Genomic DNA, 23,429 nt, shown 5'->3' with positions numbered 1-23,429 from the left:
GGTCCGCGCAACTCCTTCTTCTCCGACATTCGGATATTCCATGACCAAGATTTCTTCTGAACTGGCCGACTCCATCCGCTCCATTCCCGACTATCCGAAGCCGGGGATCATCTTCCGCGATATCACCACCCTACTTGGCGATGCGCGGGCGTTTCGGCGGGCGATTGACGAGCTGGTACAGCCCTATGCGGGCCTGAAGATCGACAAGATCGCGGGCATGGAGGCGCGGGGGTTCATCCTGGGTGGGGCGGTCGCGCATCAGCTCTCTGCCGGCTTCGTGCCGATCCGCAAGAAGGGCAAGCTGCCGCACGAGACTGTCCGGATCGCCTACAGCCTGGAATACGGCGTCGACGAGATGGAGATCCATATGGACGCGGTGAAGCCGGGCGAGAAGGTGATCCTGGTGGATGACCTCATTGCGACCGGTGGCACGGCTGTCGGTGCCGTGCAGCTGCTCCGCCAGATCGGGGCGGATGTCGTCTCCGCCTGCTTCGTCATCGATCTGCCGGGGCTTGGCGGTCGCAAGAAGCTTGAGGCACTCGGCGTCGAGGTTCGCACCCTGGTGGAATTCGAGGGGCATTGAGCCCTCTGACATCGACCGGGCGCTGCCGCCCGGTCGGCCTTGCTGGTGCCTCAGCGTTGCGCCAGCGCCAGTTTTCCCGCCATCAGCACAAAGCCGCCCGCAAGCACATGGTTGACCAATCGCATGCGCATGGGCCGTTCGACGAGCCCCTGGCGCATGGCGGCCGCGGCCAAGCCGTAGATTGCGAAGACCAAGAAGGTCACGGCCATGAAGATGAGGCTCAGGCCGATCATGGTGAGCAAAGGTGCCGGATCGCTGGGGTGGACGAACTGCGGCAGGAAGGCCAGGAAGAAGAGTGAGAGCTTTGGATTGAGCAGGTTGATCAGGACGGCCTTGCGAATGATGCGCCAGGCTTTCTGGCGTGGCTCAGTCGTCTGTTCCTGCACGAGGCCGCTTCGCCAGAGGCCGATCGCCATCCAGACGAGATAGGTGATGCCTGCGTAACGGATCAGCTCGAAGAGGCGGGGATCGGTCGCGACGAGCGCTGCCAGCCCCAGGGCAGCTGCGAGCATGTGCGGAATGATACCGAGCGTGCAGCCGAAGGCGGCGATCAGGGCATTGCGCCGCCCGCCGCCCAGGGCTGCTGCGAGCGTATAGAGAGCGCCTGTGCCGGGCGTTGCGACGATGATCAGGGTGGTCAGAAGGAAGTCGAGGGTCATGCCTGTCTCCTGCGTTGGCGGGAGCGAAGATGCAGGTATCAGGGAGGGTGGTCTTGTACAGGATTGCGGCTTAGCCAGGCGTTGCGATAGGCGCCGGGGGTGATGCCGAAGCGACGGCGGAATTCGCGGTGCATATGGCTCTGGTCAACATAACCGCAGGCAGCCGCGACCTCGGCAGGCGGGAGCCCGTGCCTGAGCAGGCGACGGCTCAGGTTTGCGCGGCCCTGCATGTGATAGGCATGCGGCGTGAGACCCGTGTGCTGGTGAAAGGCGCGGATGAGCTGGAAGCGACTGAGGCCAGTTTCGCGGGCGAGGGTTGCAAGGTTCACGGAGGCCGCCGGGTCGTCGTCCAGGCGTTCGCGCACACGGCGGAGTGTGGCGGGCAGGGGTGGAGGTGGTGCCGTCCGACGGCTCAGCGTTCTGCCGAGGAGGAGGATAAGCGCTTCGTGAACGGCATTTGCCTCGCCGGCTGCATCCGCGCCGTTCACCTTCGTATGCAGCGCGGTCAGTTGGCTGCGGATGGCCGGGTTTGTGAAGACCGGAAACTCGAATTCCAGCTCTGCGGTCGACGAGACGTGGTCCGAGACGCAAGCCGAGACGAGAGCGGGCGTCAGATAGAGCATGTGCCAACTGCGGGCCATCCGGCCGAGCGGTGCGCCGTCATGCACTTCGCCCGGATTGACCGTGATCAGCTGGCCGGCTTCGGCCTCCACCTGGCCGCGACCGGAGGCCGAGATCTGGCCACCGGCGGAGAGAAAGCCAATGCCATAGGTGTCGTGGCTATGTTTGGGAAAGACATGGGCGCTTGTGGCTGAGACCGCCTCCAGGCCGCTGACAGGTGTCGGGTGGAAGCGGAACTCGGCCATGGCGCGTCAGCTTGCCAGGGCTTTGGCGATATCGCCGGCAAGCTCCGACGGTGCCATGCGGGGCGAATAGCGGGCGATCGGCTGCCCATCGCGATCGATGAGGAATTTTGCGAAATTCCAGCCGATCTCGGTTCCCTGTTCGGCACCCGGTGTTTGCGCCTTCAGATAGGTGTAGAGCGGATGGGTGCCTTCACCGTTGACTTCGATCTTTGCAAAGAGCGGAAAGGTGACGGCGAACTGGGTTTCGCAGAAGAGGGCGATTTCCTTTTCCGTGCCGGGCTCCTGGCCGGCGAACTGGTTGCAGGGGAAGCCGAGGACGACGAGATCGGGATTGGCTTTGTAGAGGGCCTCCAGGCCCTCGTATTGCGGGGTGAGGCCGCAGGCGCTTGCCGTGTTGACGATCAGAAGCACTTTGCCAGCATAGTCCTTCAGGCTGCGCTCTGTGCCGTCAATGGCAGTCATGGTGAAATCGTGGACGCTCATGGCGCTTGCTCCTCGTCGGGAAAGAATTCGATCAGGTTGCTTTTGAAGCGGAGTACCGTTTCGCCGTGCTGGTTGACGCCTTCGGAGAGGGCTGAGTTCAGCATGTAGCGGCGCTTTCCGCTCACGGTCCGGCTGTCGATCGGGGTCATGAAGAAGGTGACAGTGTCGCCGGCAAAAACGGGTTTCAGCCATTGCAGCTCGGAAAAGCCGGGCGAGGGGCCGATCCTTGGAGGCTCGAGACCCTCGGCCTTGAGGCGCTTCATTTCGCGGCCGATGAAGCCGATAAAGCTCTTCATCCAGTTGGCGCAGGTGTGCCAGCCGGAGGCGCAAAGCGCACCGAAGACATAAGACTTCGCCGCTTCCGCATCGACATGGAAAGGCTGGGGGTCGAACTGCTCGGCAAAGCGGATGATGTCTTCGGCGCTGAAGGTGACGCTGCCGAGTTCGAGCCGTGTGCCGGCGGGATATAGGTCGAACATCTTCATGCCAGCACCTCGGCAGTCTCGCGACGGCGGACCATGACGGCATTGCGCGCCTTCATGACCAGCTCGCCGCGCTGATTGTGGATTTCATGGCCGAAGGTGACGATGCCGAGATGGGGACGGGAGCGCATGAGCCTGACCTCCTCAACGACCGACTGGCCGGAGAGCGTGTCGCCGGCCAGCACAGGCTTGCGCCACTGCATGAATTCGATGCCGGGTGCACCTTCAGACGCGGTGTTGAGCACGTAAGCGTCGATCATCATCCGCATGAAAAGGCTCGACGTATGCCAGCCAGAGGCGGAGAGGCCGCCGAGGATGCTGGCTTTGCCGGCTTCTTCCGAGAGGTGCATGGGCTGCGGATCGAACTCGCTGGCGAAGGCGATGATCTCGTCTGCCGTGACCGTGCGGGGGCCGAGCTCGAAGCGGCGGCCTTCGCTAAAGTCTTCATAGTGGAGCTTGTCGGGTGCTGTCATGTCGTCCTCGGTTTTCGGACAGTCTGCGCAGTCTCCCGGTATGTTCAAGTGTGAACTTGTTATTCGCGCAGAAAAAAGGCGCCCTCGCGAGGGGCGCCTTGTGGGGTGGCTTCAGGTGTTGAAGCGGAAGTGAATGACGTCGCCGTCGTGGACGACATATTCCTTGCCTTCGTCGCGGCCCTTGCCGGCTTCCTTGGCGCCGACTTCGCCCTTGAAGGCGATGTAGTCGTCGTAGCCGATGGTGAAGGCGCGGATGAAGCCGCGTTCGAAATCGGTGTGGATGACGCCGGCTGCGGCCGGTGCCTTGGTGCCACGGACGATGGTCCAGGCGCGGCATTCCTTCGGGCCCACGGTGAAATAGGTGATGAGGTCGAGCAGGTGGTAGCCGGCGCGGATCAGACGGTCGAGGCCGGCTTCGTCGAGGCCGAGTGCGGAGAGGAATTCGGTCGCTTCCTCTTCCGGCAGCTGAGCGACTTCGGCTTCGATGGCGGCCGAGATGATGACGCATTCGGCGCCCTGTTCGGCGGCCATCTTGGCGACGGCTTCGGTGTGCTTGTTGCCGGTTGCGGCATCACCTTCGGCGACGTTGCAGACGTAAAGAACCGGATGCGAGGTCAGGAGGTTCAGTCCCTTCAGGACTTCGATCTCGTCGGCAGCCATGGTCTTCAGGAGAACGCGGGCCGGCTTGCCTTCGTTCAGCAGCTTGATGACGGCTTCCATGACCGGCAGCTGGGCGGCCGCTTCCTTGTCCTTGCCGGTGGCGCGCTTGCGGGCCTGTTCGACGCGGCGCTCGAGGCTTTCCAGGTCGGCGAGCATCAGCTCGGTCTCGATCGTATCGGCGTCACCGACCGGGTCGATCTTGCCTTCGACATGGGTGATGTCATCATCTTCGAAGCAGCGCAGAACGTGGACGACGGCGTCGACTTCGCGGATGTTGGCCAGGAACTTGTTGCCGAGACCTTCGCCCTTCGAGGCGCCGCGCACGAGGCCGGCGATGTCGACGAAGGAAATGCGGGTCGGGATGATTTCCTTGGAGCCGGCGATGTCGGCCAGCTTCTTCATGCGCGGATCGGGAACGGCCACTTCACCGGTGTTCGGCTCGATCGTGCAGAAGGGATAGTTCGCCGCCTGGGCGGCCGCCGTCTTGGTCAGCGCGTTGAAGAGTGTGGACTTGCCGACATTCGGCAGCCCGACGATACCGCATTTGAAGCCCATGGCTCTATATACCTGCTCGGGATGGATTTTCGTTGCCCACGCCTATGAGGTATAGGAGGGGCATGGTCAAGTGTTACAGGCCTTGAAGCGGCCTCTAGATCCGGAAGGAACACCATGGCGAAGGATACGGTGCTTACACCGAAGACCGAAACGAAGCCGAAGGTGGAGAAGCCGCGGCTCTACAAGGTCATGCTGCACAATGACGACTACACGCCGCGCGAGTTCGTGACGATCGTCTTGAAAGTGGTGTTTCGGATGAGCGAAGAGACGGGCAACCGCGTGATGATGACGGCGCACAAGTTTGGCTCGGCGGTGGTCGTGGTCTGCACCCGCGAGATTGCGGAGACGAAGGTGACGGAGGCGATGGATCTCGCCAAGGAGGCAGGGATGCCGCTGTTGTTTACGGCTGAGCCGGAGGAATGAGGCATGACCACGCGCACCGACTGGGCGCTCGTCCGGCAGATGATGACTGCGGCAATCGACTTCTGCGAGGAGGTCGAGAGTGTAGGGTATCGCGAGACTGATCGTGACGCGACCACAGTCGTCCATGGCCAGGCTGTCAGTGTGCAGGACGTGTTGACGAGCGCATGGACCTATCCGGAAGCCATGCGCTACGCCATCATCCGCACACGGCACGCGGCCGCCGACGATCTCGCCTATGTTCCGGAGACCGCTCGGGTCCTGACTTCTATGGCTGCGGCCTGTGCCGAGCTTTGTGGAGCCAAGCCCGGAGCAGCCGAAGACGCTGGCGTCGGCGAGATGCTCCGGTGGTTCGATGGACATGCCGGAGAGACCCTGAGGGGGGCGTTATCGACGCGGGCAAAAGAAGACTGAGCGAGGCTCTCATCAGATTTTCGATGTCTCAGGGATACGGGCGATTACCTTGATCTCGAAATCGAAGCCGGCAAGCCAGTTGACGCCGATGGCCGTCCAGTTTGAATAGGGCGGGGCGGGGAAGATCTCTGCCTTCACCTTCATGATTGTCCCGAACTGGGTTTCCGGGTCGGTGTGGAAACTCGTGACGTCGACGAGGTCGGCGAAGGTGCAGCCGGCAGCGGTAAGCGTCGCTTCAAGATTGGCGAAGGCGAGGCGCACCTGGGTTTCGAAGTCGGGCTCGGGAGAGCCGTCGGGGCGACTGCCGACCTGACCGGAGACGAAGAGGAGGTCGCCGCTGCGGATGGCGGCGGAATAGCCGTGCGCTTCGTAGAGGGCGTGGCGGTCGGCGGGGAAGACGGGTTGCGGTCTGGTCATGGGTATCCTTTCGGGCATGGGATCTCGGTCCGCCCGGATATCGGGTCGGTGAAATGCCGCTTGGCTGCAGGCTGATGATTTCATATACGTTGCGTATGTAGATTTATACGCATACGGGTCGTATGTCAAATTCATATACGTAATGTATGTGAAGTCAGGAGATTGGCGTGAAGCGCACACGGTCGGAAAGTATGGCGGAAAATCGCGGCAAGCTAATCGTGGCTGCGCGCAAAGCCTTTGCTGAGAAGGGCTATGCGAATGCCTCCATGGATGCTCTGACCGCAGACGTAGGGCTGACGCGCGGGGCGCTTTATCACAATTTCGGTGACAAGCGCGGGCTGTTTGCGGCCGTTGTCGAGCAGATCGATACCGAGATGGCCAGCCGGGCCAAGGCGCTTGGGACAGCAGCAGGTGAGGGGTGGGCAGCCATGCTTGCCGAGGGCGCCGCCTATATCGAGATGGCCCTCGACCCGGAGGTGCAACGGATCGTGCTGCTCGACGGGCCGGCGGTGCTGGGTGACCCCTCGCGCTGGCCGAGCCAGAACAGTTGTCTGCAGGTGACCCGGCAGGCGATCGAGCAGCTTCAGGCGGATGGAGTTTTGAAGCCGGTGGATGCGGAAGCGGCGGCGCGGCTGATCAGCGGGGCGGCGCTCAATGCGGCGATGTGGATTGCTGCGAGCGACGAACCGGAGACTGTGCTGCCGAAGGCGCAGGAGGCGTTTCGTTTGCTCGTGGACGGTTTGCTGGCGCGCCCTTGAGGCTGAGGTTCAGCGCCGGACAATCGTCCTCCGTCAATCCCCCTTTGGGCCGAACAGCTTCTTCAGCATATCCGCCATCGGCCCCGTCTCCGGCAACTTTTTCGGCTGCTGCGTATTGCCGCGCGCCTGGCGGATATGGGACTGGGCGGCTGGTTTGGCGGGTTTGGGCGCCTTGGCGGGCTTTTCGTCATCAGGCTTTGAGCCGGTCGCCAGCGCAAGCTTGTTGAGAAGCTGCGAATCTTCGCCCTTGACCAGCATGTCGGCATTGTCAGCGAGCGCTTCCAGCAGCGGATCGAGCCACTCGGCGTCGAGCTTGCCGAAATCGCCGAGCACATGGCCATGGACGCGGGACTTGTCGCCGGGATGGCCGATGCCGAGGCGCAGGCGGCGATAGTTCTGGCCGCAATGGGCATCGAGCGACTTGATGCCGTTATGGCCGCCATGGCCGCCGCCGGTCTTGATGCGAGCCTTGCCGGGCAGGAGGTCGAGCTCGTCGTAGATGGCGGTGATCGCCTCGGGGCCGAGCTTGTAGAAGCGCATGGCCTCGCCGACGCTTTCGCCGGAGAGGTTCATGAAGGTCTGCGGCTTGATCAGCAGCACCTTTTCGCCGGCGATCGTGCCTTCGGAGATCTCACCCTTGAACTTCTTTGCCCAAGGCGAAAAGCCGTGGCGCTGCTTGATCGCGTCCACGGCCATGAAGCCGATATTGTGGCGGTTGCGCGCATAGGTCGACCCGGGATTGCCGAGTCCTGCCAGGATGATCATCGTGTGTCCCGTTTGTCAGTCTCGGGTTTTCCCACCGCGAAACGGGGCCGATGTCAAGGGTTGGTCGCCACTTCCGGCAGTTCTGCCTTGTCGAGGCCGTAGCTTGCGAGGATCTTTGCCTGGGTGCCGTCGGCGATCAGCGCGTCGAGTGCCGCCTGCATTCGAAGGCGCAGATCCTCGGGGAAGTCCGGATGACAGGCGATCGAGAAGGTCTGCTCGGTGAAGACGAACTTGACCTCGACCGGCTCGCCGGCCTGCTCAAGCGCGATGTAATGCTGCTCGTCCAGCGGCATCAGGTCGATGCGGCCGCTTTCGAGCTTTTTCAGGTTGAGCTTGATGTCGCTGGCAAGGTCGATCTTCGGAAAACCCTGCTCCTTGAGGAGGGTCTCGGTGTAATCGTCGCGCTGGGTGCCGACGGTGAAAGCCTTGGCTTCCTCGACGTTTCTGGCGTTTACGCCGCCGCCCTTTCGGCCGACCATCAGGTTTCGGCCGATAGCGAGGGGTTCCACCCATTGAAAGCGGCCATTGCGCTCCGGGATGTGGGCGGTGGTGAAGACGCAATGCATGGGGGTGGTTTCGGCCAGTGCAATGGCGCGAGCCCAGGGCATCATGTCGATGGAATAGGGCACGTCGATCTGCTTCATCATCAGCAGGACCTGCTCATAGCCGGCCCCCTTGATCTCGCTGCCCTGGCGGAAATTGTAGGGCGGGTAGTCCTCGGTGGTGAAATGAACGGCTTCGGCGGCGGCAACCGGGGCCGCCGCAAGTGAAAGCATGATGGTAAGCACTTTCATTGCGGTTCCCTCTTTCAGTGGCTGTCAGCCCGCCGAGGCCTTTCGGCTGCGGGCCGGTTGCATGGAGGCGTCGGCCATCAGTGTGGTGATCGCCTGGGGCCGGGCGAACAGATAGCCCTGGCCATAGTCGACGCCGAAATCCGCAAGGATCTGGCGTTGTTCGTCCGTCTCGATGCCCTCGGCCACCACCGTGCATTCCATCTTGTGGGAGATTGCGGTGATGCCTTCGACCAGCATGCGGCTCTTGTGGCGCAGTTCCGGGTTCTCGTCGGAGAGGGCCCGGATGAAGGACTGGTCGATCTTGACGATATCGACGGGGAAACGGTTGAGATAGCTGAGCGACGAATAACCCGTGCCGAAGTCGTCAAGGGCGAGGCGGTAACCGAAGCGGTTGAAGCCGTCGAGGATGGTCAGGATCTGCGGGTTGTCGTGCAGCAGCGTTGCCTCGGTGATCTCGATGACGATGCGCTTCGGCGCGATGCCGTATTCCGTGGTCAGTGCCGCGAGGCGCACGGGCAGGGACGGGTCGAACTGCAGCGGCGAGAAGTTGACCGCGAGATAGAGGTCGTGATTGCCCGTTGCTTCGCTGAGGCGGGCGAGATTGGCCAAAGCCTTTTCGAGAACCTTTCCGCCGAGCCTGGTGATAGCGCCGTTTTCTTCAGCCACTGCAATTAGCGGGGCAGGGGGCAGAATGCCCCGTTGCGGATGGACGAGGCGCATCAGCGCTTCATAACCGACCACACGCCCGCTCTCGACCTCAACGATCGGCTGGAAGAAGGCATCGAACCAGTCATTGGTCAGACCCTCCTCGATGTCGTGCTCGATTTCGGCGCGCTGGCGCGTGTGGTCCTGCAATTGCGGATCATAGAGCTGGGCGCCGTTCTTGCCATCGCGCTTCTTGCTGTACATCGCCATGTCGGATTTCTGCAGAAGCTCGGCGGCATTACTGGCGTGGCGCGGGTAAAGGGCGATGCCGATGCTGGCGCTGAGGCGCACGCTCGTGCCGTCGATCACCATCGGGTCGATGAAGATGTCGCAGAGGTTGCGGGCAAGCGCATGGGCAAGCGGCTCGACATCGGGTGCCCGTACGAGAATGGCGAACTCGTCGCCGCCGAGGCGTGCGGCGGTCGCGCCCTGCGGGACCAGATCGCCCATGCGGGAAACGAAGTTGCGCAGCACCTGGTCACCGGCCTGATGGCCGAGATTGTCGTTGATCCACTTGAAGCGATCGAGGTCGACGAAGATGCAGGCCAGTTCTTCTGCCGCTGCATCTGTCGCCCGGATCTCCAGGTCAAGGGCGCTTTCGAAGCCCTGGCGATTGCACAGCCCCGTCAGGTGGTCGGTGATCGCCTGGCGGTGGTTGCGCTCCTCCGACTGCTTGAGTGCGGTGACATCGGTCATGACGCTCAGAGACAGAGCCTCGGTATTGCCTTCCGGGTCACGACGGGCCTCGGCGATCAGCACGTCCATGATGCTGCCGTCGGCGCAGACGAACTGTGTTGTTGCTTCCAGGACGCCGGCGATGGAGCGGGTCTTCTTGCGATCGATATAGGCGTCCTGTGCTGCCGGCGGTACGAGCTCGATAAAGCGTCGCCCGACGATTTCGTGACGCCGGTAGCCGGTCGCAACCAGCCAATAGTCGCTGACGCCGGTGATGCGGTCTTCCTCGTCGAGCGAGAAGAGCATTGCAGGCGTCGTGTTGTAGATGTCGGTTGAGCGGCGATGGGCGAGCTTCAGCTCGCTTTCTTCCTGTTCCAGCTTGATCTGCATGGCGTTGAAGCTGCGCGCCAGGCGGCCGATTTCATCGTTGGACTGCCAGTCGACATGGTGGCGCGAGCCGAGCTGGCGCGTAGCTTCGATGGCGGCCGTCAGCTTTAAGAGCGGCTTCATCACCATGACGCGGTTGCCGATGATGGCGGCACCCACCACGCCGATGACGGCCAGCATGAAGATGCCGATCAGCAGCACTTCCGCCTGGCGCAGCGAATTGAACATGCCGATGCGGCTGTAATACAGGGTGATGGTGCCGACGAGCTTCGGTCCTTCCATCGCGCGGTAGTAGATTTCGCGGCTGACGGTCTCCAGACCGTTCTTTGGCCATCTCGGTAGCGCTGGCATGGAGACGGCGATATCGCCGGAGAGGTCCTTGACGGTGACACGACTGATCATGCCATTGGAGACGATCGTGGCGGTGATCTGTTCGACGCTTTCGCGGTCGAAATCCCAAAGGGGCTTTGCAAGCGCCTGCGCATTGGCAGCAATGACGACGTCGAGATTCTGCTGCAACTCGCGCGTGGCCCGATCTGTTGCCAGCGACAGGAACAGACCGAAGAGCGGCACGACCAGGATGAAGATCGTGGTCGCGACAATGGCAAGGAAGCGGCTCTCGACCGACCGGGTCATCGAGGTCCCGGCTCAACCGGGTTCCGACGGTGCGGCATGATCATCACGGGCTCCCTCGCGCAAAGATTGAGCAGGCACGGTTTCATAAAACCGTTTAAAACTACCTAAGGAAAGCTGTGACATTTGTCGTGGTTTCAGGAGAAACCAATGAAAAACCCACCCCTTCGCAGGGGTGGGCTCTCGATTTTTGCGCTGCGTCGAAGATTAGGCTTCTGCAGCTTCTTCTTCCATGCCGCCGGCCGGAGCAACGATCGTGGCGATGGTGAAATCGCGATCGATGACCGGGGTGACGCCAGCCGGAAGCTTGACAGCCGAGATGTGCACGCTGTCGCCGACCTTGAGGCCAGCGAGGTCAACCGTGATGAATTCCGGGATGTCGGAAGCCGGGCAGTGCAGTTCAACTTCGTGACGAACGATGTTGAGAACGGCGCCGGTCTTGATGGCGGACTTCTCTTCGTTGACGAAGTGAACCGGAACCTGAACCGAAACCTGGCTGTTGGCCGAGACGCGAAGGAAGTCGATGTGCATCGTGAAGTCACGAACCGGATCGAGCTGGTAGTCCTTCGGCAGAACGCGGATCTTTTCGCCGTTGACGTCGATGACGGCAACGGTGGTCAGGAAACCGCCGGCGTGGATGCGCTTGGTGATCTCGTTGGTGTTGATCGAGATCGAAATCGGGGCCTGCTTGTCACCATAGATGACAGCGGGAATCAAACCGTTGCGGCGAAGTTCGCGGGAGGACCCCTTACCTACCCGTTCGCGTGCTACGGCCTTGAGCTCGTAAGATGCGTGGCTCATGGCTTTACCTTTCAAGTTACTGGAGAGCCCTGGCGGTGCGTATAGCTTATACCAGGACCGGAGACCGTTGCCGGCCCCATCCGCATTGCCTCCAAGGGTGTCTGCGCGGATCGGGCGCCTATAGACCAGATGATGCGCAATAGCAAGGTTTGCCGGGCATAAAGGGGGGAGGATCGGTCGTGTCGCAAATCTGCGACACTCGCACCTGGCGAATTCACACGGGTACGAATTGCCACAGCCTCGGATGGATTGCATGCGCGTGCGGAAGGCGCATACTAACGCGACGCGCTTTGGGAGGAGCCGATGCCGCAGGAACTCAGTCATTCGGACCTGGTCTATTCGACGGCACGGCAGGCGTCTGCAGCCGTGATGTCGCCGGTTGCCGCCTCGTGGAGCCGCTGCCTCAATCTCTACCGCCTTCAGCCGGAGGCCGGTGCCAAGCCGGTGCAGGTCGAAGAGGCCCGCTTTCGAGACGCTCGACAGAAGATGGAACGGCTGATCGGTAATGCGACCGATGAGGTCGACCGGCTGTACCAGATGATCGGTCGTTCGGGCTGCTGCATTGTGCTTGCCGATGCCGAGGGCATCGTGGTGGACCGACGTGGGGCGCCGGGCGACGATTCTGATTTTCACCGGCTCGGTCTCTGGCAGCAGAATGTCTGGAGCGAGGCGAGTGCCGGCACCAATGGGATCGGTACGGCGCTTGCCGACGAGCGGGCCGTCATCATTCACCGCGACCAGCATTTCATGAGTGCCAATATCGGGCTCTCCTGCGCCACGGCGCCAATTCGCGACCATCTCGGCCGGGTGACGGCGGCGCTCGACGTTTCGACCTGCCGCAATGACGTCAACGACATGACTCTCGCTGTCCTTTCGCAGGCCGTTCGGGATGCTGCGGCCCGCGTCGAATGCAATCTCTTCCGCAGCGCCTATGCCGGGGCGCGCATTGTCGTCGTGCCACAGGTCAACACGATCGCCGCTCTGGTTGCCGTCGATGGCGACGATATCATTCTGGGCGCCACCAGGGCGGCCCGGGTGGCGCTCAAGATCGATGACCAGATGATCGCGCAAGGCTTGCCGGCGGCGGATGCGCTGCGCGAAACGCGCGGGGAGCCGAGCGGCGATCTGGAGGATGCGGAGCGGGCGGCCATCCGCCGCGTGCTGTCGCGGGCGCAGGGCAATGTCTCACTCGCCGCGCAGATGCTGGGGATCAGCCGCGCGACCTTGCATCGCAAGCTCAAGCGCTCCCAGATCCAATAGGCTTGCCGGCACTGTCGCATTCCTGAAACACAGTGCAGTGCAGTACGGTTTCGGGCGGCTTCTCACAGCAAGAGAAGCAGATGATCATCTTCCCATCGGAACCCGAGGAGGGGTTCCTGTCCTAAAGGGAGGATAATGCCATGAACATCCAAGTCCAGACGATTGCCGCATCGCCGTACAAGCTGAGATACGGCAACTTCATCGGTGGCGAATGGCGCGAGCCGGTCAACGGCCGTTACTTCGAAAACACCACGCCTGTGACCGGCGGCAAGCTTTGCGATGTCGCCCGTTCCGACGAGCAGGACATCAACCTTGCCCTCGACGCAGCCCATGCAGCCAAGGACAAGTGGGGCCGCACCTCGACCACCGAGCGCTCGAATATCCTGATGAAGGTGGCGCAGCGGATGGAGGACAACCTCGAACTGCTGGCCCGTGCCGAGACCTGGGACAATGGCAAGCCGCTGCGCGAGACCATGGCGGCCGACATCCCGCTTGCCATCGACCATTTTCGTTATTTCGCCGCCTGCATTCGCGCCCAGGAAGGCACGATCGGTGAAGTCGACCACGACACGATCGCCTATCACTTCCATGAGCCGCTCGGCGTCGTTGGCCAGATCATTCCGTGGAACTTCCCGATTCTGATGGCTGCCTGGAAGGTGGCGCCGGCACTCGCCGCTGGTAATTGCGTGGTGCTGAAGCCCGCCGAGCAGACGCCTGCCTCGATCCTGGTGCTTGCCGAACTTATCGCCGATCTGCTTCTGCCGGGCGTGCTCAACATCGTCAACGGGTTTGGCCTCGAGGCCGGCAAGCCGCTGGCGACGAGCCCGCGCATCGCCAAGATCGCCTTTACCGGCGAGACCTCGACCGGCCGGCTGATCATGCAGTACGCGTCGCAGAACCTGATCCCGGTGACGCTGGAGCTGGGCGGCAAGTCGCCGAATATCTTCTTCGAAGACGTCATGCGCGAGGACGATGACTATCTCGACAAGGCGCTCGAAGGTTTCGCCATGTTCGCCCTCAACCAGGGGGAGGTCTGCACCTGCCCGAGCCGTGCGCTGGTGCATGAGAAGATCTATGATCGCTTCATGGAAAAGGCGCTGAAGCGTGTCGCTGCCATCAAACAGGGCGATCCGCTCGATATGTCGACGATGATCGGCGCGCAGGCCTCCTCAGAGCAGCTGGAAAAGATCCTGTCCTATATGGATATCGGTCGCCAGGAAGGCGCCGAGGTGCTGATCGGTGGCGAGCGCAACACTCTCGCAGGCGACCTGGCCGGCGGTTACTACGTCAAGCCGACGGTGTTCCGCGGGCATAACAAGATGCGGGTCTTCCAGGAGGAAATCTTCGGACCGGTTGTTTCCGTCACGACCTTCAAGAACGAGGCGGAAGCGCTTGAGATCGCCAATGACACGCTTTACGGCCTCGGCGCCGGTGTGTGGAGCCGCGATGCCAACACCTGCTACAACTTCGGCCGCAACATTCAGGCCGGTCGCGTGTGGACCAATTGCTACCATGCCTATCCGGCGCATGCCGCTTTCGGTGGCTACAAGCAGTCGGGCATCGGTCGCGAGACCCACAAGATGATGCTCGACCATTACCAGCAGACGAAGAACATGCTGGTCAGCTACAGCCCGAAGGCACTCGGGTTTTTCTGAGGCTCCACACCTCCCCCTTGAGGGGGGAGGTCGCAGCGAAGCTGCGGGTGGGGGTGATGGTTCTGCTACCCAAACGATCACCCCACCCCGGCACTGCGAGCCGACCCTCCCCCTCAAGGGGAGGGTGGACCGTTGCTATCCGCTCGGAAGGAGCTACCGTGACCGAGACCCCCACTCCAGGCGAGCCACGCGTCATCGCGACGGATGCAGCACTCGAATTTCTCGCCGAGATCCGAAAAGACCATCCCGAAGTCCTGTTCCACCAGTCGGGCGGCTGCTGCGACGGGTCGTCGCCGATGTGTTATCCGGCGAGCGAGTACCGGGTGGGTGAAACCGATGTGAAGCTCGGCGAGATCGGCGGTGTGCCCTTTTATATCAGCGGCAGTCAGTATGACGTGTGGAAGCACACGCAGCTGATCATCGATGTGGTGCCGGGCAGAGGCGGAATGTTTTCGCTGGACAATGGTCGCGAGCGGCGATTTCTCACCCGCTCCCGCCTGTTTGCGGGCGGCGAGGCCTGTCTGCTGCCGGGCTCCTGAAAGGGTTGCGTCAGCGTAAGCCGATTTCTTCGCAAGCCTCATCGATGATGGCGAGCTTTGCGGCCTGGGATCCGGCATATTCCTCGCGGAACTGGCGGGATACCCACATCACCGAGCGACCCCTTGCCCCCTCCCAGCCGATGCTGCCCAAGGCTTCGGCCTCGCGCAGCTTGCGGTTCAGGTGGGTGCGGGACAGGCGGAAGAACTCCGCCATCTGGGGAACCGAGCGGACCTGCGTGCGCACCCGCTCAACGGAGGGGTCGGCAGGATCGATGCCGGCCAGCAGCCAGTCCATGACGATGCCGCCATTGTTCAGCCAAGTGAAGAGCGACCAGGTCTGCGGTGGTGTGCGGATGGCCGGGCTCACCATGAAGCGGGCGGTGATGGAGGGATGGAGGCGGGCCAGCAGGCTTTCGTCTCGTTCGAAGGCGCTCAGCCTGTTGCCGCCGTCGATGGCGTCCAGGCTGCGCAGGTGGATCCATGTCCAGCGGTAAACGCCCGCGATCGTGTGCGGCGAGGGGGCGACCGGCCGATTGCGCTTGTCGTCGGAATTCGTCTGGACGGCCATGCCGTAGACGAGCATTTCCTTCATGAAGGCATCTGCGGTGTTGACGCTGGAGATTTCGAACTGACGGACCTGCTCGAAAAAGCGCGCAAGGAATATCGCCGGGACACTTGCCCCCGATGCTACCTCCTTGAAATATAGGGCCATGGCGAGATGCCCCAGCAACCAGCGCTGCTGCGTGCCGAAGACGGAGGCGAGCCGAGGCGCCTCTTCATGAACTGCGAGCAAGGCTGCGGATTGCGCCCTGATCGCCGCGTGGAGGTGAGGGCTGGCAAGTAAGGTATCGACCGACAAAGACATGAAATAATGCGTCATCCTGGAGGACTGGAAAACTTAAGCAGTCTTCCACGGCGCGGAAGATACAAGAAGTATCCGCCGGCAGCAAACAGCATTATCACACTGATTCCAAAGTTTCTTGGAACATTATTAAAACGGCTCGGCTGGTCTCAGCCTTAGTCGAACAGGCTCGATACCGATTCTTCCGCGCTCGTCCGGTTGATCGCCTCGCCGAGCAAAGTCGAGGTGGAGAGAACGCGAATATTGTGGGCGGAGAGTACCGCCGTTGTCGGCTGGATCGAGTCGGTGATGACAAGCTCGCGCAGCTTCGACGAAGTGACACGGGTGACGGCGCCACCCGACAGAACGCCGTGGGTGATATAGGCTGTCACACTCGTGGCGCCATGCTTCAGCAGGGCTTCAGCGGCATTGCAGAGCGTGCCACCGGAATCGACGATGTCGTCGATCAGGATGCAGTCCTTGCCGGAGACGTCGCCGATGACGTTCATGACCTCGGATTCGCCCGGACGGTCGCGGCGCTTGTCGACGATGGCGAGCAGACAGTCGAGACGCTTGGCGAGCGAGCGGGCACGCACCACGCCGCCGACGTCAGGCGAGACGACCATGACGTTGTTCTGGTCGTAGTGTTCCTTGATGTCGCGGGCGAGAAGCGGCACGGCATAAAGGTTGTCCGTCGGGATGTCGAAGAAGCCCTGGATCTGGCCGGCATGCAGGTCGAGCGTCAGAACGCGATCGGCACCGGCCTCGGTGATCAGGTTGGCGACAAGCTTGGCCGAGATCGGCGTGCGCGGACCGGGTTTACGGTCCTGGCGGGCATAGCCGAAATAGGGAAGGACCGCCGTGATGCGGCGTGCCGAGGATCGACGGAAGGCGTCGATCATGATCAGCAGTTCCATCAGGTGGTCGTTCGTCGGGAAGGACGTCGACTGAACGACGAAGACGTCCTCACCGCGGACGTTTTCCTGGATTTCGACGAAGATTTCCTGGTCTGCGAAACGGCGGACGCTGGCCTTGCCGAGTGGTACGTTGAGATAGGAGCAGATCGCTTCGGCCAGTTGCCGGTTCGAATTACCTGCGAAAACCTTCATCTTGGCCCGCCTGTTACCATGCTGAGATGGGCGCTTTTTACCGTCCTCACCCTTGAATGCAAGAGCCTTGGACAGGAACACCCCTATTTTCGGTTAATCATCGGAAATTGAATCGTTTAGCAGGACTTTGCGTTGTGGTTCGGCAGCGCTCAGCCGGCCCTTCCATTTTTCCAGGCGACGTATTCTGCCATGCTCTTCGTGGCGATCTGCTGCATGACCGAGGCGGGCACGGCGGCCCAGGGATCCTTGGCTGCCGAGGGCACGACCTCCTGGCCCTGGATGCGGTGGAGGCGGCCACCATTGGCGTCCAGCACGTCCCAGACATATGTCACCGTGACATTGCCGCCATCGCTGAAGGCAGAGAAGTATCCCTTGAGGATATGTTCGCTCGTGGCGTCGTTGGCGCTCTTGATGGTGAGGCCACGGGCGCGGGCCTCGGCGCCGAGTTGCCGCGAGAGCGGCGTCACCGCCTGAACGGGGGCGCCGATGATCGGCAGGAAGCGGACTGTGCCGGCGCTGGGCTGGCTCGTCGAGGCTGATTGGGCGGCCGGTTGCTGCTGTTGCTGGGGATTGGCAGTAGCGCGCGTCGAGGCGGCTGCCTGGGGTGCTGACGGGAATTCCTGGGACTGGCCGTTCTCCAGCGGCGGTGATGCGACCGGGTTCACGCCGCCTTGTGCCAATGCGGCGGCCTGCGCTTCGAGCGTGTTCTGCGGGCCTCTTGGAGCGGTGGAATAGCTGCTGCCAGGCTGATCGAGCGGGGCGCTCTGGACCGATTGCACGCCGGCTGCTGCCACTGGCGAGGCTTCGCCATAGCCGGCCGGCTGCGCGCCGTTTCCGACATCGGCGCGGGGCGTGAGCACTTCTGTGCTGTTGCAGGCCGAGAGCAGCAACAGGGGCAGGAGCATGGCGGCAGAGCGCGTGGTCGAACTCGCTGAACGTCTCTTTGAACGTCTCAAGGGCAGATCCTTCCCCTTCGCCTCCTGTCACAATTTATGTGTCTAGCATGCTTCGTCTGTCAATTCCCTGAACAGATTGGAAAAGTGCCGCTCAGACTGCAATCAGGTCCAGCGGATGGCGCGACAGCGCACGCGGCGCGGTCTCGGTGGTGAGGTAGGTTTGGCCAAGCGTCATGGCGGCTTCTCTGTCGCTGTCCATGATGATCATGTGCACAAAGAGCGTCATGTTGGGCTCGATCTCCTGGGGATTGCCGGCATGGAGCATCTGATGCTCCATCCAGGAGGGCGAGAAGCGGGCGCCGACCGAATAGCCGCAGGCGTTGAAGCGGTGGCGTGTCAGGCCGCGGTCATCCATCGTGTGGGCATGGGCATCGAAGAGGTCGCCAAATGTGTGGCCGGGGCGCAAGACCTGCTCCATGGCCTTCATGCCTTCGGCGGCGGCAGCGTAGAGTTCGCGATGGCGGGCCGAGACCTCGCCGATCAGGATCGTGCGCAGCATCGGCGCATGGTAGTGAGCGGAGACCCCAGCCCATTCCAGGGTGAGCTGGTCATTGGCGGACAGTTTGCGGCGGCCGGACTTGTAGCGGCACAACAGCGCGTCGTGGCCTGAGCCGATAACGAATTCATTGGCGGAGTAATCCCCGCCACCGGCGAGCACGGTATGCTGGAGCGCCGCCAGAATGGCTGATTCGTCGGCCTCTGGCCCGATGAGTGGCAGAGCTGCGTCCAGGGCTTCGTCGGCCAGGCGTGCAGCTTCGACCACACGCTCGATCTCGGCCGGGCTTTTCACCAGCCGCAGGTCACTGACGAGATAGGATGCATCGCTGATCTGGGCGAAGTTCGTCAGCTGGTTGTCGATCTGACGGGCTACACGGCCGGTCATGCCGTGGGTATCGTATTCGATCCCGATGCGGGCGCCGAGGAGGTCGAGGTCGCTCAGAAGATTGCGCAGATCGGCCGTAGGATCGGCATTCATGCGGTCGACCCAGACCACGATGTTCTCGATCGTGGAGGTGTGTTTGGCTTGGCGCAGGTCAGGCGAGCGGGTCAGCAGGGTCATGCTGCCATCTGCCTTGACCACGAGGGTCTGGAAGAAGCAGTAGCCGAAACTGTCGTAGCCGGTCAGCCAGTACATGCTCTCCTGGGCAAACAGCAGAAGGGCATCGAGCTTGTCAGCTGCCATGCGGGCGATCAGGCGCTCGCGGCGCGCGGCGAATTCGCTCTCGGTAAAATGCAAAGCCATATCAGTCCTCCGTCATCATGATCGCCGAAATCTGTCGCCCGTAGTCCGGTTCCCCGGCATGGGTGGTTCGGCGATAGGAGTAGAACGTTTCAGGCGACGCATAGGTGCAGAGCCCGAGATTGTCGGCGGTGACACCGGCGCGCGTCAGCCGCATCAGGGTCAAGCCGGGCAGGTCGAACATGGAATGTCCGGCTTTTCTGCTCGGGGTGAAGAAGGTGGCAAAATCGGTATCCTCGGCGAGGAAACGGTCGACGAATTCCGGTCCCACTTCGTAATTGGCAGCGCTGATCGAGGGGCCGAGCGTGGCGCGGATCTTGTCCCGGCGGGCGCCAAGCGCGATCATCGCGTCGATGGTGTTTTCGAGGACGCCGCCGAGCGCGCCTTTCCAGCCGGCATGAGCGGCACCGATCACGCGGTTTTCGGGGTCGGCGAAGAGGATCGGCCCGCAGTCGGCGGTGAGCACGCCAAGGATGACGCCGGGCGCGGACGTGACCTGGGCGTCGGCCTGGGGCCGGCTGCCGTCATAGTTGGACGAGACCACCACCACGTCCGGTGAATGGATCTGGTGGGTGGTCGCAAGCCGCTCCGGACCGAGGTCGAACCAGGCGGCCACGCGGCGGCGGTTTTCCTGGACGCGGCCCGGTTCGTCATTCGATCCGAGGCCGACATTGAGGCCGCGATAAATGCCGTCAGAGACGCCGCCGTCGCGGGTGAAGAAGCCGTGGCGGATGCCGGCGCTGCTTGCTTCATCGAGATTGGCTGCAGTGATCGGGCGCGGTTGTTCGGCGGTGGTCATTGTCCGGTCTCCGGCGCTCGGCAAATCGGAGGTTCGTGAAGATTGCTCACGAAATGCCTGATTTCGTTCGGCTTTCACTAAAAGCGAGCCGGCGGGGTCGGGGGATGGTGGCGGTGGCGGGCGCCCGTGTCAATGCTTGACCTTGAAGGGGGCGAGGTGAAGTGCCGGCATGGAAACGGCCATGACCTTGAACAGTTCGCCCATATAACCCTTGCCGGCGCCGGCCAGCCTGTGGACAGCGTCGACCAGGATTTTCTGTGTCGCTTCGTCCTTGCCACGTCCGAGAACGGAGGCCCGTTCCTCGATGCCCAGGCCCACCAGGAAATCGCCCAGATGCATGCAGCCGTTCAGATGCACGCCGGCTGCCAGCGAGGTGCGGGCGAGGTTTTCGAAGTCGACATGGCTGGTGAGATCGGCGAGGCCCGGATGAGCGAGCGGCGGATCATATTCGTGGGCGCGTACCGCCTGCAGCGTGTCACCGAAGCCGCTGACCATGTGGCCGTAGTCGATGATCAGCGCCGTGCCGTGGCTTTGGCGCAGGCGCTCGCAGATCGTCAGCATCACCGACTGGCGGGCAGGGGCGACTTCAAAGATGTCGCCGTCCCGCGGCGGTGTCGTCGTCTGCGGCAGAAGATCGGGGTCGAGCGTGGCGACGCCGAGGGTGAAGCAGAGCTCGCCTTGATCGTCCAGCCCGACCATGCGTTCGCGAAAGCCGGAGGGCGTATTGACGAACTGGCGGATGGGGATGGCGTCGAAGAGCTCGTTTGCGGCGAGCAAAGTGAAGCCTTCCGGCACGCCGTCGAAGCTCTCGTGCCAGGAGACCTTGTCGCCGTGGCTCGAAAGCGTCTCCATCTGGGTGAGTTTGAGGAGTGCGCTGGTTTCGACCAGATGCACGGTCGCGGTCTCGTAGAGACCGGGGGCGGCGCGAGAGATGACGCGCAGCATGTCGGCCATCATCGTGCCGCGGCCGGGGCCGATTTCGACCAGGCGCACGTCGAGCGGCTCGCCATGGCGCTGCCAGGCATTGATCATGAAGATGCCGAGCATTTCGCCGAAGAGCTGGCTGACCTCCGGTGCCGTGACGAAATCGCCGGCGCGGCCGAAGGGATGGCGGGTGCGGTAATAGCCGTGTTCGGGATCTGCCAGGCAGAGGGCAAAGTAGTCGGTGACGCTGATCGGGCCGTTGGCCGATATCAGCGCCTTGATCTTTTCGGCAAGTGGTGTCGACATCGCTCAGCCCTCCTTGACCGGCGCGCGGGTCGCTCGGCCGGACCATGCCAGGATCCACAGGCCAACCAGGGCCATGGGCAGGGACAGGACCATGCCCATTGTCAGCCAGCCGCCGAAGAGATAGCCGATCTGGGCATCAGGCTCGCGAAAGAACTCGACGAAGATGCGGGCTGCGGCATAGAGGATGACAAAGACGCCTGTGATGCGCCCGGGCTGACGCAGTGCACCAAAGGCGCGCGCAAGCAGTTGCAGCAGGAGGAAGAGCAGGAGCCCTTCGAGGGCTGCTTCGTAAAGCTGGCTCGGATGACGCGGGAAGGGCCCTCCGGTCGGGAAAGCCATGGCCCATGGCACGTCGCTCGGGCGACCCCAGAGTTCGCCATTGATGAAGTTGGCAATGCGGCCGAAGAAGATGCCGAGCGGGGCAACGCTCGCGACGATATCAAACAGGCTCCAGAGCGGGACCAGATGCTTGCGCGCGAAGAAAACCATGGCGAGCGTGGCACCGAGAAAGCCGCCATGGAAGGACATGCCACCGTTCCACACTTCGATGGCGCGGACCGGATTGGCGGCGACGGCCGCGAAGTCGTAGAACAGGATGTAGCCGATGCGCCCACCGGCCACGATGCCGATGGCGACCCAGAGGATGAAGTCGTCGATCTGCTCGACCGTCGCCGGTGGGTTTCCGTTCCGCCAGAGCGAGGGACGGCGGAGCAGGTCGCGCGCGACGAGCCAGCCGATCAGGATGCCGGCGACATAGGCCAGCCCATACCAATGGACCGCCAGGGGACCGATCGAGAAGGCGATCGGATCGATCGCGGGGAAGGATACGACGGCGAAAAGGTCCAGGACTGACAACAATGGATAGCTTTCGTTGATGCAGGGCGAAAATGGCGTTGTGACATGGGGTGGTCAAGATGGAATCTGGACGCAAGGTCGCACCTTCAACCACCTTTATGTTCACACTGCGTCTTGCACGCCCAGGCTTCTGGTCCTACCTGATCTTCAAGGGGACAAAACGAGGTCCCGCATCCTGCTCAAGAGGAGAGTTTCATGTCGACAGGACCCAATCGCCTTTTCGATGATTTCGCCAAGCTGATGACGGATGCCGCAGGGGCTGCCCAGGGTGTGCGCAAGGAAGTCGAAACGGCCTTCCACGCCCAGGCCGAGCGCTGGCTGAACAGCATGGATCTGGTCAAGCGCGAGGAATTTGATGTTTTGCGGGAAATGGCGCTGAAGGCGCGTGAGGAAAACGAGCTTCTGCAGAAGCGGATCGAAATCCTCGAAGCGCAGCTTTCCGCTCAGGCGAAATAGGTCAGCCCTCCGACCGTCTTCCGACAACAAAAGTGTCGGCTTTTACATTTCATGTGCAATTTGCGGGACCCATAGTTGTGACTATGGGTCTTTTTGCGTTTTCAGCGGCTTGACGTCACGATTGTCAGGTCGCGGGCTGAAAAAAGTTGCGCCTTGTGGACAGGTGCGAAAAAGCCAATCGGCAGAGTCGCTTATGACCTGATGCAAAGGCGATTCCCGAACCGCCATCCACAGGGTCGATGGCCAAATCGGTGCTTTGGGGCTGGTGCTGGCATCAGGCGATTATACACTGATTTTAAATGATGATTCGAAACGGGCCTACACAAGTTTCGGACAGGGTGCGTGTTTTATCCTGGGGTCCTTCGGAATCGTTTTCAGTTTAGTTCCGGTCTTAGTGTTCGAGTGCTCCGGCGTTTTGCCGGTTGCCCGTTTTCACTCCGGTCAAGAAGGTGAAGCATGAGCCTCATGGAAATCGAAGTCGAACGCCAGTCAAACCCGGTCGACATGATCGAGTTTGTCGCTGCGACCAATGACTGGTCGTTCGAACGATCCGGCGAAGACGAGATCGCAATGACCGTCGAAGGGCGCTGGGCCGATTACCACGTCTCCTTCTCCTGGATGGAAGAATTCGAGGCCCTGCATCTCGCATCCGCTTTCGACCTGAAGATCCCCGAGAACAGGCTCAACGAGGTCATCAAGCTGCTTTCCTACGTCAACGGCCAGGTGCTGATGGGTCACTTCGACCTGTGGCGCAACGAGGACGTGGTGATCTTCCGCCAGTCGCTGTTGCTGGCCGGTGGCGCCGAGCCGACCAACCGCCAGGTCGAGGTTCTGCTTTCTTCCGCCGTCGACGCCTGCGAGGCCTATTACCAGGCTTTCCAGTTCGTCGTCTGGTCCGGCCTCGACGCCAAGAGCGCCATGGATGCCGTCCTGTTCGAGACCGTCGGAGAAGCCTGAGC

27 protein-coding genes are annotated in these 23,429 nt (G+C 62.1%); 9 read left to right on the top strand and 18 right to left on the bottom strand.

What is annotated here, in order from left to right; genetic code table 11:
* Positions 1-40 precede the first annotated feature (40 nt).
* A complete protein-coding gene (locus ASE36_RS11225; RefSeq protein WP_062279315.1) occupies positions 41-583 on the top strand; it encodes an adenine phosphoribosyltransferase in 543 nt (180 codons plus the stop codon).
* A gap of 50 nt (positions 584-633) precedes the next feature.
* Here ASE36_RS11225 and ASE36_RS11220 read toward each other — a convergent pair whose 3' ends face one another.
* From ASE36_RS11220 to ychF, 6 genes are all read right to left on the bottom strand, one after another.
* The gene (locus tag ASE36_RS11220) at positions 634-1,242 is read right to left on the bottom strand and encodes a LysE family translocator (RefSeq protein WP_062279313.1); all 609 of its coding nucleotides are present in this window, start codon (positions 1,240-1,242) and stop codon (positions 634-636) included.
* 38 nt (positions 1,243-1,280) lie between these two features.
* Complete coding sequence (locus ASE36_RS11215) at positions 1,281-2,108, bottom strand: AraC family transcriptional regulator (protein WP_062279311.1); 828 nt, start codon at positions 2,106-2,108, stop codon at positions 1,281-1,283.
* Between the two features lie 6 nt (positions 2,109-2,114).
* The gene (locus ASE36_RS11210) at positions 2,115-2,591 is read right to left on the bottom strand and encodes a glutathione peroxidase (RefSeq protein ID WP_062279308.1); all 477 of its coding nucleotides are present in this window, start codon (positions 2,589-2,591) and stop codon (positions 2,115-2,117) included.
* Positions 2,588-3,076, bottom strand: coding sequence for a MaoC family dehydratase (locus ASE36_RS11205; protein ID WP_062279306.1), 489 nt, complete (start codon positions 3,074-3,076; stop codon positions 2,588-2,590). The genes ASE36_RS11210 and ASE36_RS11205 overlap by 4 nt, the downstream gene beginning before the upstream one ends.
* Positions 3,073-3,546: a MaoC family dehydratase gene (locus ASE36_RS11200; RefSeq protein ID WP_062279304.1), complete on the bottom strand. Its 474-nt coding sequence runs from the start codon at positions 3,544-3,546 to the stop codon at positions 3,073-3,075. Before ASE36_RS11200 ends, ASE36_RS11205 begins: the two co-directional genes overlap by 4 nt.
* 111 nt (positions 3,547-3,657) lie before the next feature.
* Entirely contained in the window at positions 3,658-4,761 is a 1,104-nt protein-coding gene (gene ychF / locus ASE36_RS11195) for a redox-regulated ATPase YchF (protein ID WP_062279302.1), read from the bottom strand.
* A 114-nt stretch (positions 4,762-4,875) separates the two neighbouring features.
* Between ychF and clpS the strand changes: the two genes are divergently transcribed.
* Entirely contained in the window at positions 4,876-5,184 is a 309-nt protein-coding gene (gene clpS, locus ASE36_RS11190; protein ID WP_062279300.1) for an ATP-dependent Clp protease adapter ClpS, read from the top strand.
* Positions 5,185-5,187: 3 nt separating this feature from the next.
* The gene (locus tag ASE36_RS11185; RefSeq protein ID WP_062279298.1) at positions 5,188-5,595 is read left to right on the top strand and encodes a hypothetical protein; all 408 of its coding nucleotides are present in this window, start codon (positions 5,188-5,190) and stop codon (positions 5,593-5,595) included.
* Positions 5,596-5,607: 12 nt separating this feature from the next.
* Here the strand turns inward: ASE36_RS11185 and ASE36_RS11180 are convergent, their stop codons facing one another.
* Positions 5,608-6,012 carry a RidA family protein gene (locus ASE36_RS11180; RefSeq protein WP_062279296.1) on the bottom strand — a complete coding sequence of 135 codons (405 nt, stop codon included), beginning with the start codon at positions 6,010-6,012 and terminating at the stop codon, positions 5,608-5,610.
* 167 nt (positions 6,013-6,179) lie between these two features.
* On the opposite strand from ASE36_RS11180, the gene ASE36_RS11175 reads away from it, so the two are divergent.
* On the top strand, positions 6,180-6,770 hold the full coding sequence (locus ASE36_RS11175) for a TetR/AcrR family transcriptional regulator (RefSeq protein WP_062279294.1): 591 nt from the start codon (positions 6,180-6,182) through the stop codon (positions 6,768-6,770).
* Positions 6,771-6,803: 33 nt separating this feature from the next.
* Here the strand turns inward: ASE36_RS11175 and pth are convergent, their stop codons facing one another.
* The 4 genes from pth to ASE36_RS11155 all read right to left on the bottom strand — a co-directional run bounded on the left by pth (position 6,804) and on the right by ASE36_RS11155 (position 11,530).
* Positions 6,804-7,535, bottom strand: coding sequence for an aminoacyl-tRNA hydrolase (pth, locus tag ASE36_RS11170; RefSeq protein WP_062279292.1), 732 nt, complete (start codon positions 7,533-7,535; stop codon positions 6,804-6,806).
* A 53-nt stretch (positions 7,536-7,588) separates the two neighbouring features.
* Positions 7,589-8,329 carry a substrate-binding periplasmic protein gene (locus tag ASE36_RS11165; RefSeq protein ID WP_062279289.1) on the bottom strand — a complete coding sequence of 247 codons (741 nt, stop codon included), beginning with the start codon at positions 8,327-8,329 and terminating at the stop codon, positions 7,589-7,591.
* Between the two features lie 24 nt (positions 8,330-8,353).
* Complete coding sequence (locus ASE36_RS11160; RefSeq protein WP_062279286.1) at positions 8,354-10,732, bottom strand: EAL domain-containing protein; 2,379 nt, start codon at positions 10,730-10,732, stop codon at positions 8,354-8,356.
* A gap of 204 nt (positions 10,733-10,936) precedes the next feature.
* Positions 10,937-11,530, bottom strand: a complete 594-nt coding sequence (locus ASE36_RS11155) for a 50S ribosomal protein L25/general stress protein Ctc (RefSeq protein ID WP_062279284.1) — start codon at positions 11,528-11,530, stop codon at positions 10,937-10,939.
* Between the two features lie 303 nt (positions 11,531-11,833).
* Here ASE36_RS11155 and ASE36_RS11150 point away from each other — a divergent pair, with 303 nt between their 5' ends.
* The 3 genes from ASE36_RS11150 (at position 11,834) to ASE36_RS11140 (ending at position 14,984) form a co-directional block, all read left to right on the top strand.
* Positions 11,834-12,790, top strand: a complete 957-nt coding sequence (locus ASE36_RS11150; protein ID WP_062279282.1) for a helix-turn-helix domain-containing protein — start codon at positions 11,834-11,836, stop codon at positions 12,788-12,790.
* Between the two features lie 140 nt (positions 12,791-12,930).
* Positions 12,931-14,445, top strand: coding sequence for an aldehyde dehydrogenase (adh, locus tag ASE36_RS11145; protein WP_062279279.1), 1,515 nt, complete (start codon positions 12,931-12,933; stop codon positions 14,443-14,445).
* A gap of 158 nt (positions 14,446-14,603) precedes the next feature.
* Complete coding sequence (locus ASE36_RS11140) at positions 14,604-14,984, top strand: DUF779 domain-containing protein (protein ID WP_062279277.1); 381 nt, start codon at positions 14,604-14,606, stop codon at positions 14,982-14,984.
* 10 nt (positions 14,985-14,994) lie between these two features.
* Here the strand turns inward: ASE36_RS11140 and ASE36_RS11135 are convergent, their stop codons facing one another.
* The 7 genes from ASE36_RS11135 to lgt all read right to left on the bottom strand — a co-directional run bounded on the left by ASE36_RS11135 (position 14,995) and on the right by lgt (position 22,017).
* On the bottom strand, positions 14,995-15,849 hold the full coding sequence (locus ASE36_RS11135; RefSeq protein ID WP_062281248.1) for a hypothetical protein: 855 nt from the start codon (positions 15,847-15,849) through the stop codon (positions 14,995-14,997).
* A gap of 152 nt (positions 15,850-16,001) precedes the next feature.
* Positions 16,002-16,934 carry a ribose-phosphate pyrophosphokinase gene (locus ASE36_RS11130; protein ID WP_062281245.1) on the bottom strand — a complete coding sequence of 311 codons (933 nt, stop codon included), beginning with the start codon at positions 16,932-16,934 and terminating at the stop codon, positions 16,002-16,004.
* A 149-nt stretch (positions 16,935-17,083) separates the two neighbouring features.
* Positions 17,084-17,839 (bottom strand): hypothetical protein, encoded by a 756-nt coding sequence (locus ASE36_RS11125; protein ID WP_062279275.1) that lies wholly within the window; start codon positions 17,837-17,839, stop codon positions 17,084-17,086.
* A 142-nt stretch (positions 17,840-17,981) separates the two neighbouring features.
* On the bottom strand, positions 17,982-19,133 hold the full coding sequence (locus ASE36_RS11120; RefSeq protein WP_062279273.1) for a M24 family metallopeptidase: 1,152 nt from the start codon (positions 19,131-19,133) through the stop codon (positions 17,982-17,984).
* A gap of 1 nt (position 19,134) precedes the next feature.
* A complete protein-coding gene (gene pgeF / locus ASE36_RS11115; protein WP_062279271.1) occupies positions 19,135-19,929 on the bottom strand; it encodes a peptidoglycan editing factor PgeF in 795 nt (264 codons plus the stop codon).
* A 129-nt stretch (positions 19,930-20,058) separates the two neighbouring features.
* Positions 20,059-21,159, bottom strand: a complete 1,101-nt coding sequence (locus ASE36_RS11110; protein WP_062279269.1) for a class I SAM-dependent methyltransferase — start codon at positions 21,157-21,159, stop codon at positions 20,059-20,061.
* A 3-nt stretch (positions 21,160-21,162) separates the two neighbouring features.
* Positions 21,163-22,017 (bottom strand): prolipoprotein diacylglyceryl transferase, encoded by an 855-nt coding sequence (lgt, locus tag ASE36_RS11105; protein WP_062279267.1) that lies wholly within the window; start codon positions 22,015-22,017, stop codon positions 21,163-21,165.
* A gap of 192 nt (positions 22,018-22,209) precedes the next feature.
* Between lgt and ASE36_RS11100 the strand changes: the two genes are divergently transcribed.
* The gene (locus ASE36_RS11100; protein WP_062279265.1) at positions 22,210-22,470 is read left to right on the top strand and encodes an accessory factor UbiK family protein; all 261 of its coding nucleotides are present in this window, start codon (positions 22,210-22,212) and stop codon (positions 22,468-22,470) included.
* A 456-nt stretch (positions 22,471-22,926) separates the two neighbouring features.
* Positions 22,927-23,427 carry a YbjN domain-containing protein gene (locus ASE36_RS11095; RefSeq protein WP_062279263.1) on the top strand — a complete coding sequence of 167 codons (501 nt, stop codon included), beginning with the start codon at positions 22,927-22,929 and terminating at the stop codon, positions 23,425-23,427.
* Positions 23,428-23,429 lie beyond the last annotated feature (2 nt).

Source organism: Rhizobium sp. Root274, from assembly GCF_001429245.1.
In the GTDB taxonomy this organism is placed as follows: domain Bacteria; phylum Pseudomonadota; class Alphaproteobacteria; order Rhizobiales; family Rhizobiaceae; genus Allorhizobium.
The sequence above is the reverse complement of the archived record's forward strand: the minus strand, read 5'-3'. Positions and strand labels throughout refer to the sequence as shown.

Excerpts from the sequence above, each read along its gene's own strand:
- ASE36_RS11120 (WP_062279273.1), bottom strand. The coding sequence starts at position 19,133 with ATGGCTTTGCATTTTACCGAGAGCGAATTCGCCGCGCGCCGCGAGCGC.
- ASE36_RS11205 (WP_062279306.1), bottom strand. The coding sequence starts at position 3,076 with ATGAAGATGTTCGACCTATATCCCGCCGGCACACGGCTCGAACTCGGC.
- ASE36_RS11210 (WP_062279308.1), bottom strand. The coding sequence starts at position 2,591 with ATGAGCGTCCACGATTTCACCATGACTGCCATTGACGGCACAGAGCGC.
- ASE36_RS11220 (WP_062279313.1), bottom strand. The coding sequence starts at position 1,242 with ATGACCCTCGACTTCCTTCTGACCACCCTGATCATCGTCGCAACGCCC.
- ASE36_RS11165 (WP_062279289.1), bottom strand. The coding sequence starts at position 8,329 with ATGAAAGTGCTTACCATCATGCTTTCACTTGCGGCGGCCCCGGTTGCC.
- ASE36_RS11130 (WP_062281245.1), bottom strand. The coding sequence starts at position 16,934 with ATGAAGGTTTTCGCAGGTAATTCGAACCGGCAACTGGCCGAAGCGATC.
- pth (WP_062279292.1), bottom strand. The coding sequence starts at position 7,535 with ATGATCATCCTGGCAGGACTCGGCAATCCCGGGTCGACCTATGCGCGC.
- ASE36_RS11225 (WP_062279315.1), top strand. The coding sequence starts at position 41 with ATGACCAAGATTTCTTCTGAACTGGCCGACTCCATCCGCTCCATTCCC.
- ASE36_RS11150 (WP_062279282.1), top strand. The coding sequence starts at position 11,834 with ATGCCGCAGGAACTCAGTCATTCGGACCTGGTCTATTCGACGGCACGG.
- ASE36_RS11200 (WP_062279304.1), bottom strand. The coding sequence starts at position 3,546 with ATGACAGCACCCGACAAGCTCCACTATGAAGACTTTAGCGAAGGCCGC.
- pgeF (WP_062279271.1), bottom strand. The coding sequence starts at position 19,929 with ATGACCACCGCCGAACAACCGCGCCCGATCACTGCAGCCAATCTCGAT.
- ASE36_RS11215 (WP_062279311.1), bottom strand. The coding sequence starts at position 2,108 with ATGGCCGAGTTCCGCTTCCACCCGACACCTGTCAGCGGCCTGGAGGCG.
- ASE36_RS11110 (WP_062279269.1), bottom strand. The coding sequence starts at position 21,159 with ATGTCGACACCACTTGCCGAAAAGATCAAGGCGCTGATATCGGCCAAC.
- clpS (WP_062279300.1), top strand. The coding sequence starts at position 4,876 with ATGGCGAAGGATACGGTGCTTACACCGAAGACCGAAACGAAGCCGAAG.
- adh (WP_062279279.1), top strand. The coding sequence starts at position 12,931 with ATGAACATCCAAGTCCAGACGATTGCCGCATCGCCGTACAAGCTGAGA.
- ASE36_RS11155 (WP_062279284.1), bottom strand. The coding sequence starts at position 11,530 with ATGAGCCACGCATCTTACGAGCTCAAGGCCGTAGCACGCGAACGGGTA.
- ASE36_RS11095 (WP_062279263.1), top strand. The coding sequence starts at position 22,927 with ATGAGCCTCATGGAAATCGAAGTCGAACGCCAGTCAAACCCGGTCGAC.
- ASE36_RS11125 (WP_062279275.1), bottom strand. The coding sequence starts at position 17,839 with ATGCTCCTGCCCCTGTTGCTGCTCTCGGCCTGCAACAGCACAGAAGTG.
- ASE36_RS11185 (WP_062279298.1), top strand. The coding sequence starts at position 5,188 with ATGACCACGCGCACCGACTGGGCGCTCGTCCGGCAGATGATGACTGCG.
- ychF (WP_062279302.1), bottom strand. The coding sequence starts at position 4,761 with ATGGGCTTCAAATGCGGTATCGTCGGGCTGCCGAATGTCGGCAAGTCC.
- ASE36_RS11180 (WP_062279296.1), bottom strand. The coding sequence starts at position 6,012 with ATGACCAGACCGCAACCCGTCTTCCCCGCCGACCGCCACGCCCTCTAC.
- ASE36_RS11160 (WP_062279286.1), bottom strand. The coding sequence starts at position 10,732 with ATGACCCGGTCGGTCGAGAGCCGCTTCCTTGCCATTGTCGCGACCACG.
- ASE36_RS11135 (WP_062281248.1), bottom strand. The coding sequence starts at position 15,849 with ATGTCTTTGTCGGTCGATACCTTACTTGCCAGCCCTCACCTCCACGCG.
- ASE36_RS11100 (WP_062279265.1), top strand. The coding sequence starts at position 22,210 with ATGTCGACAGGACCCAATCGCCTTTTCGATGATTTCGCCAAGCTGATG.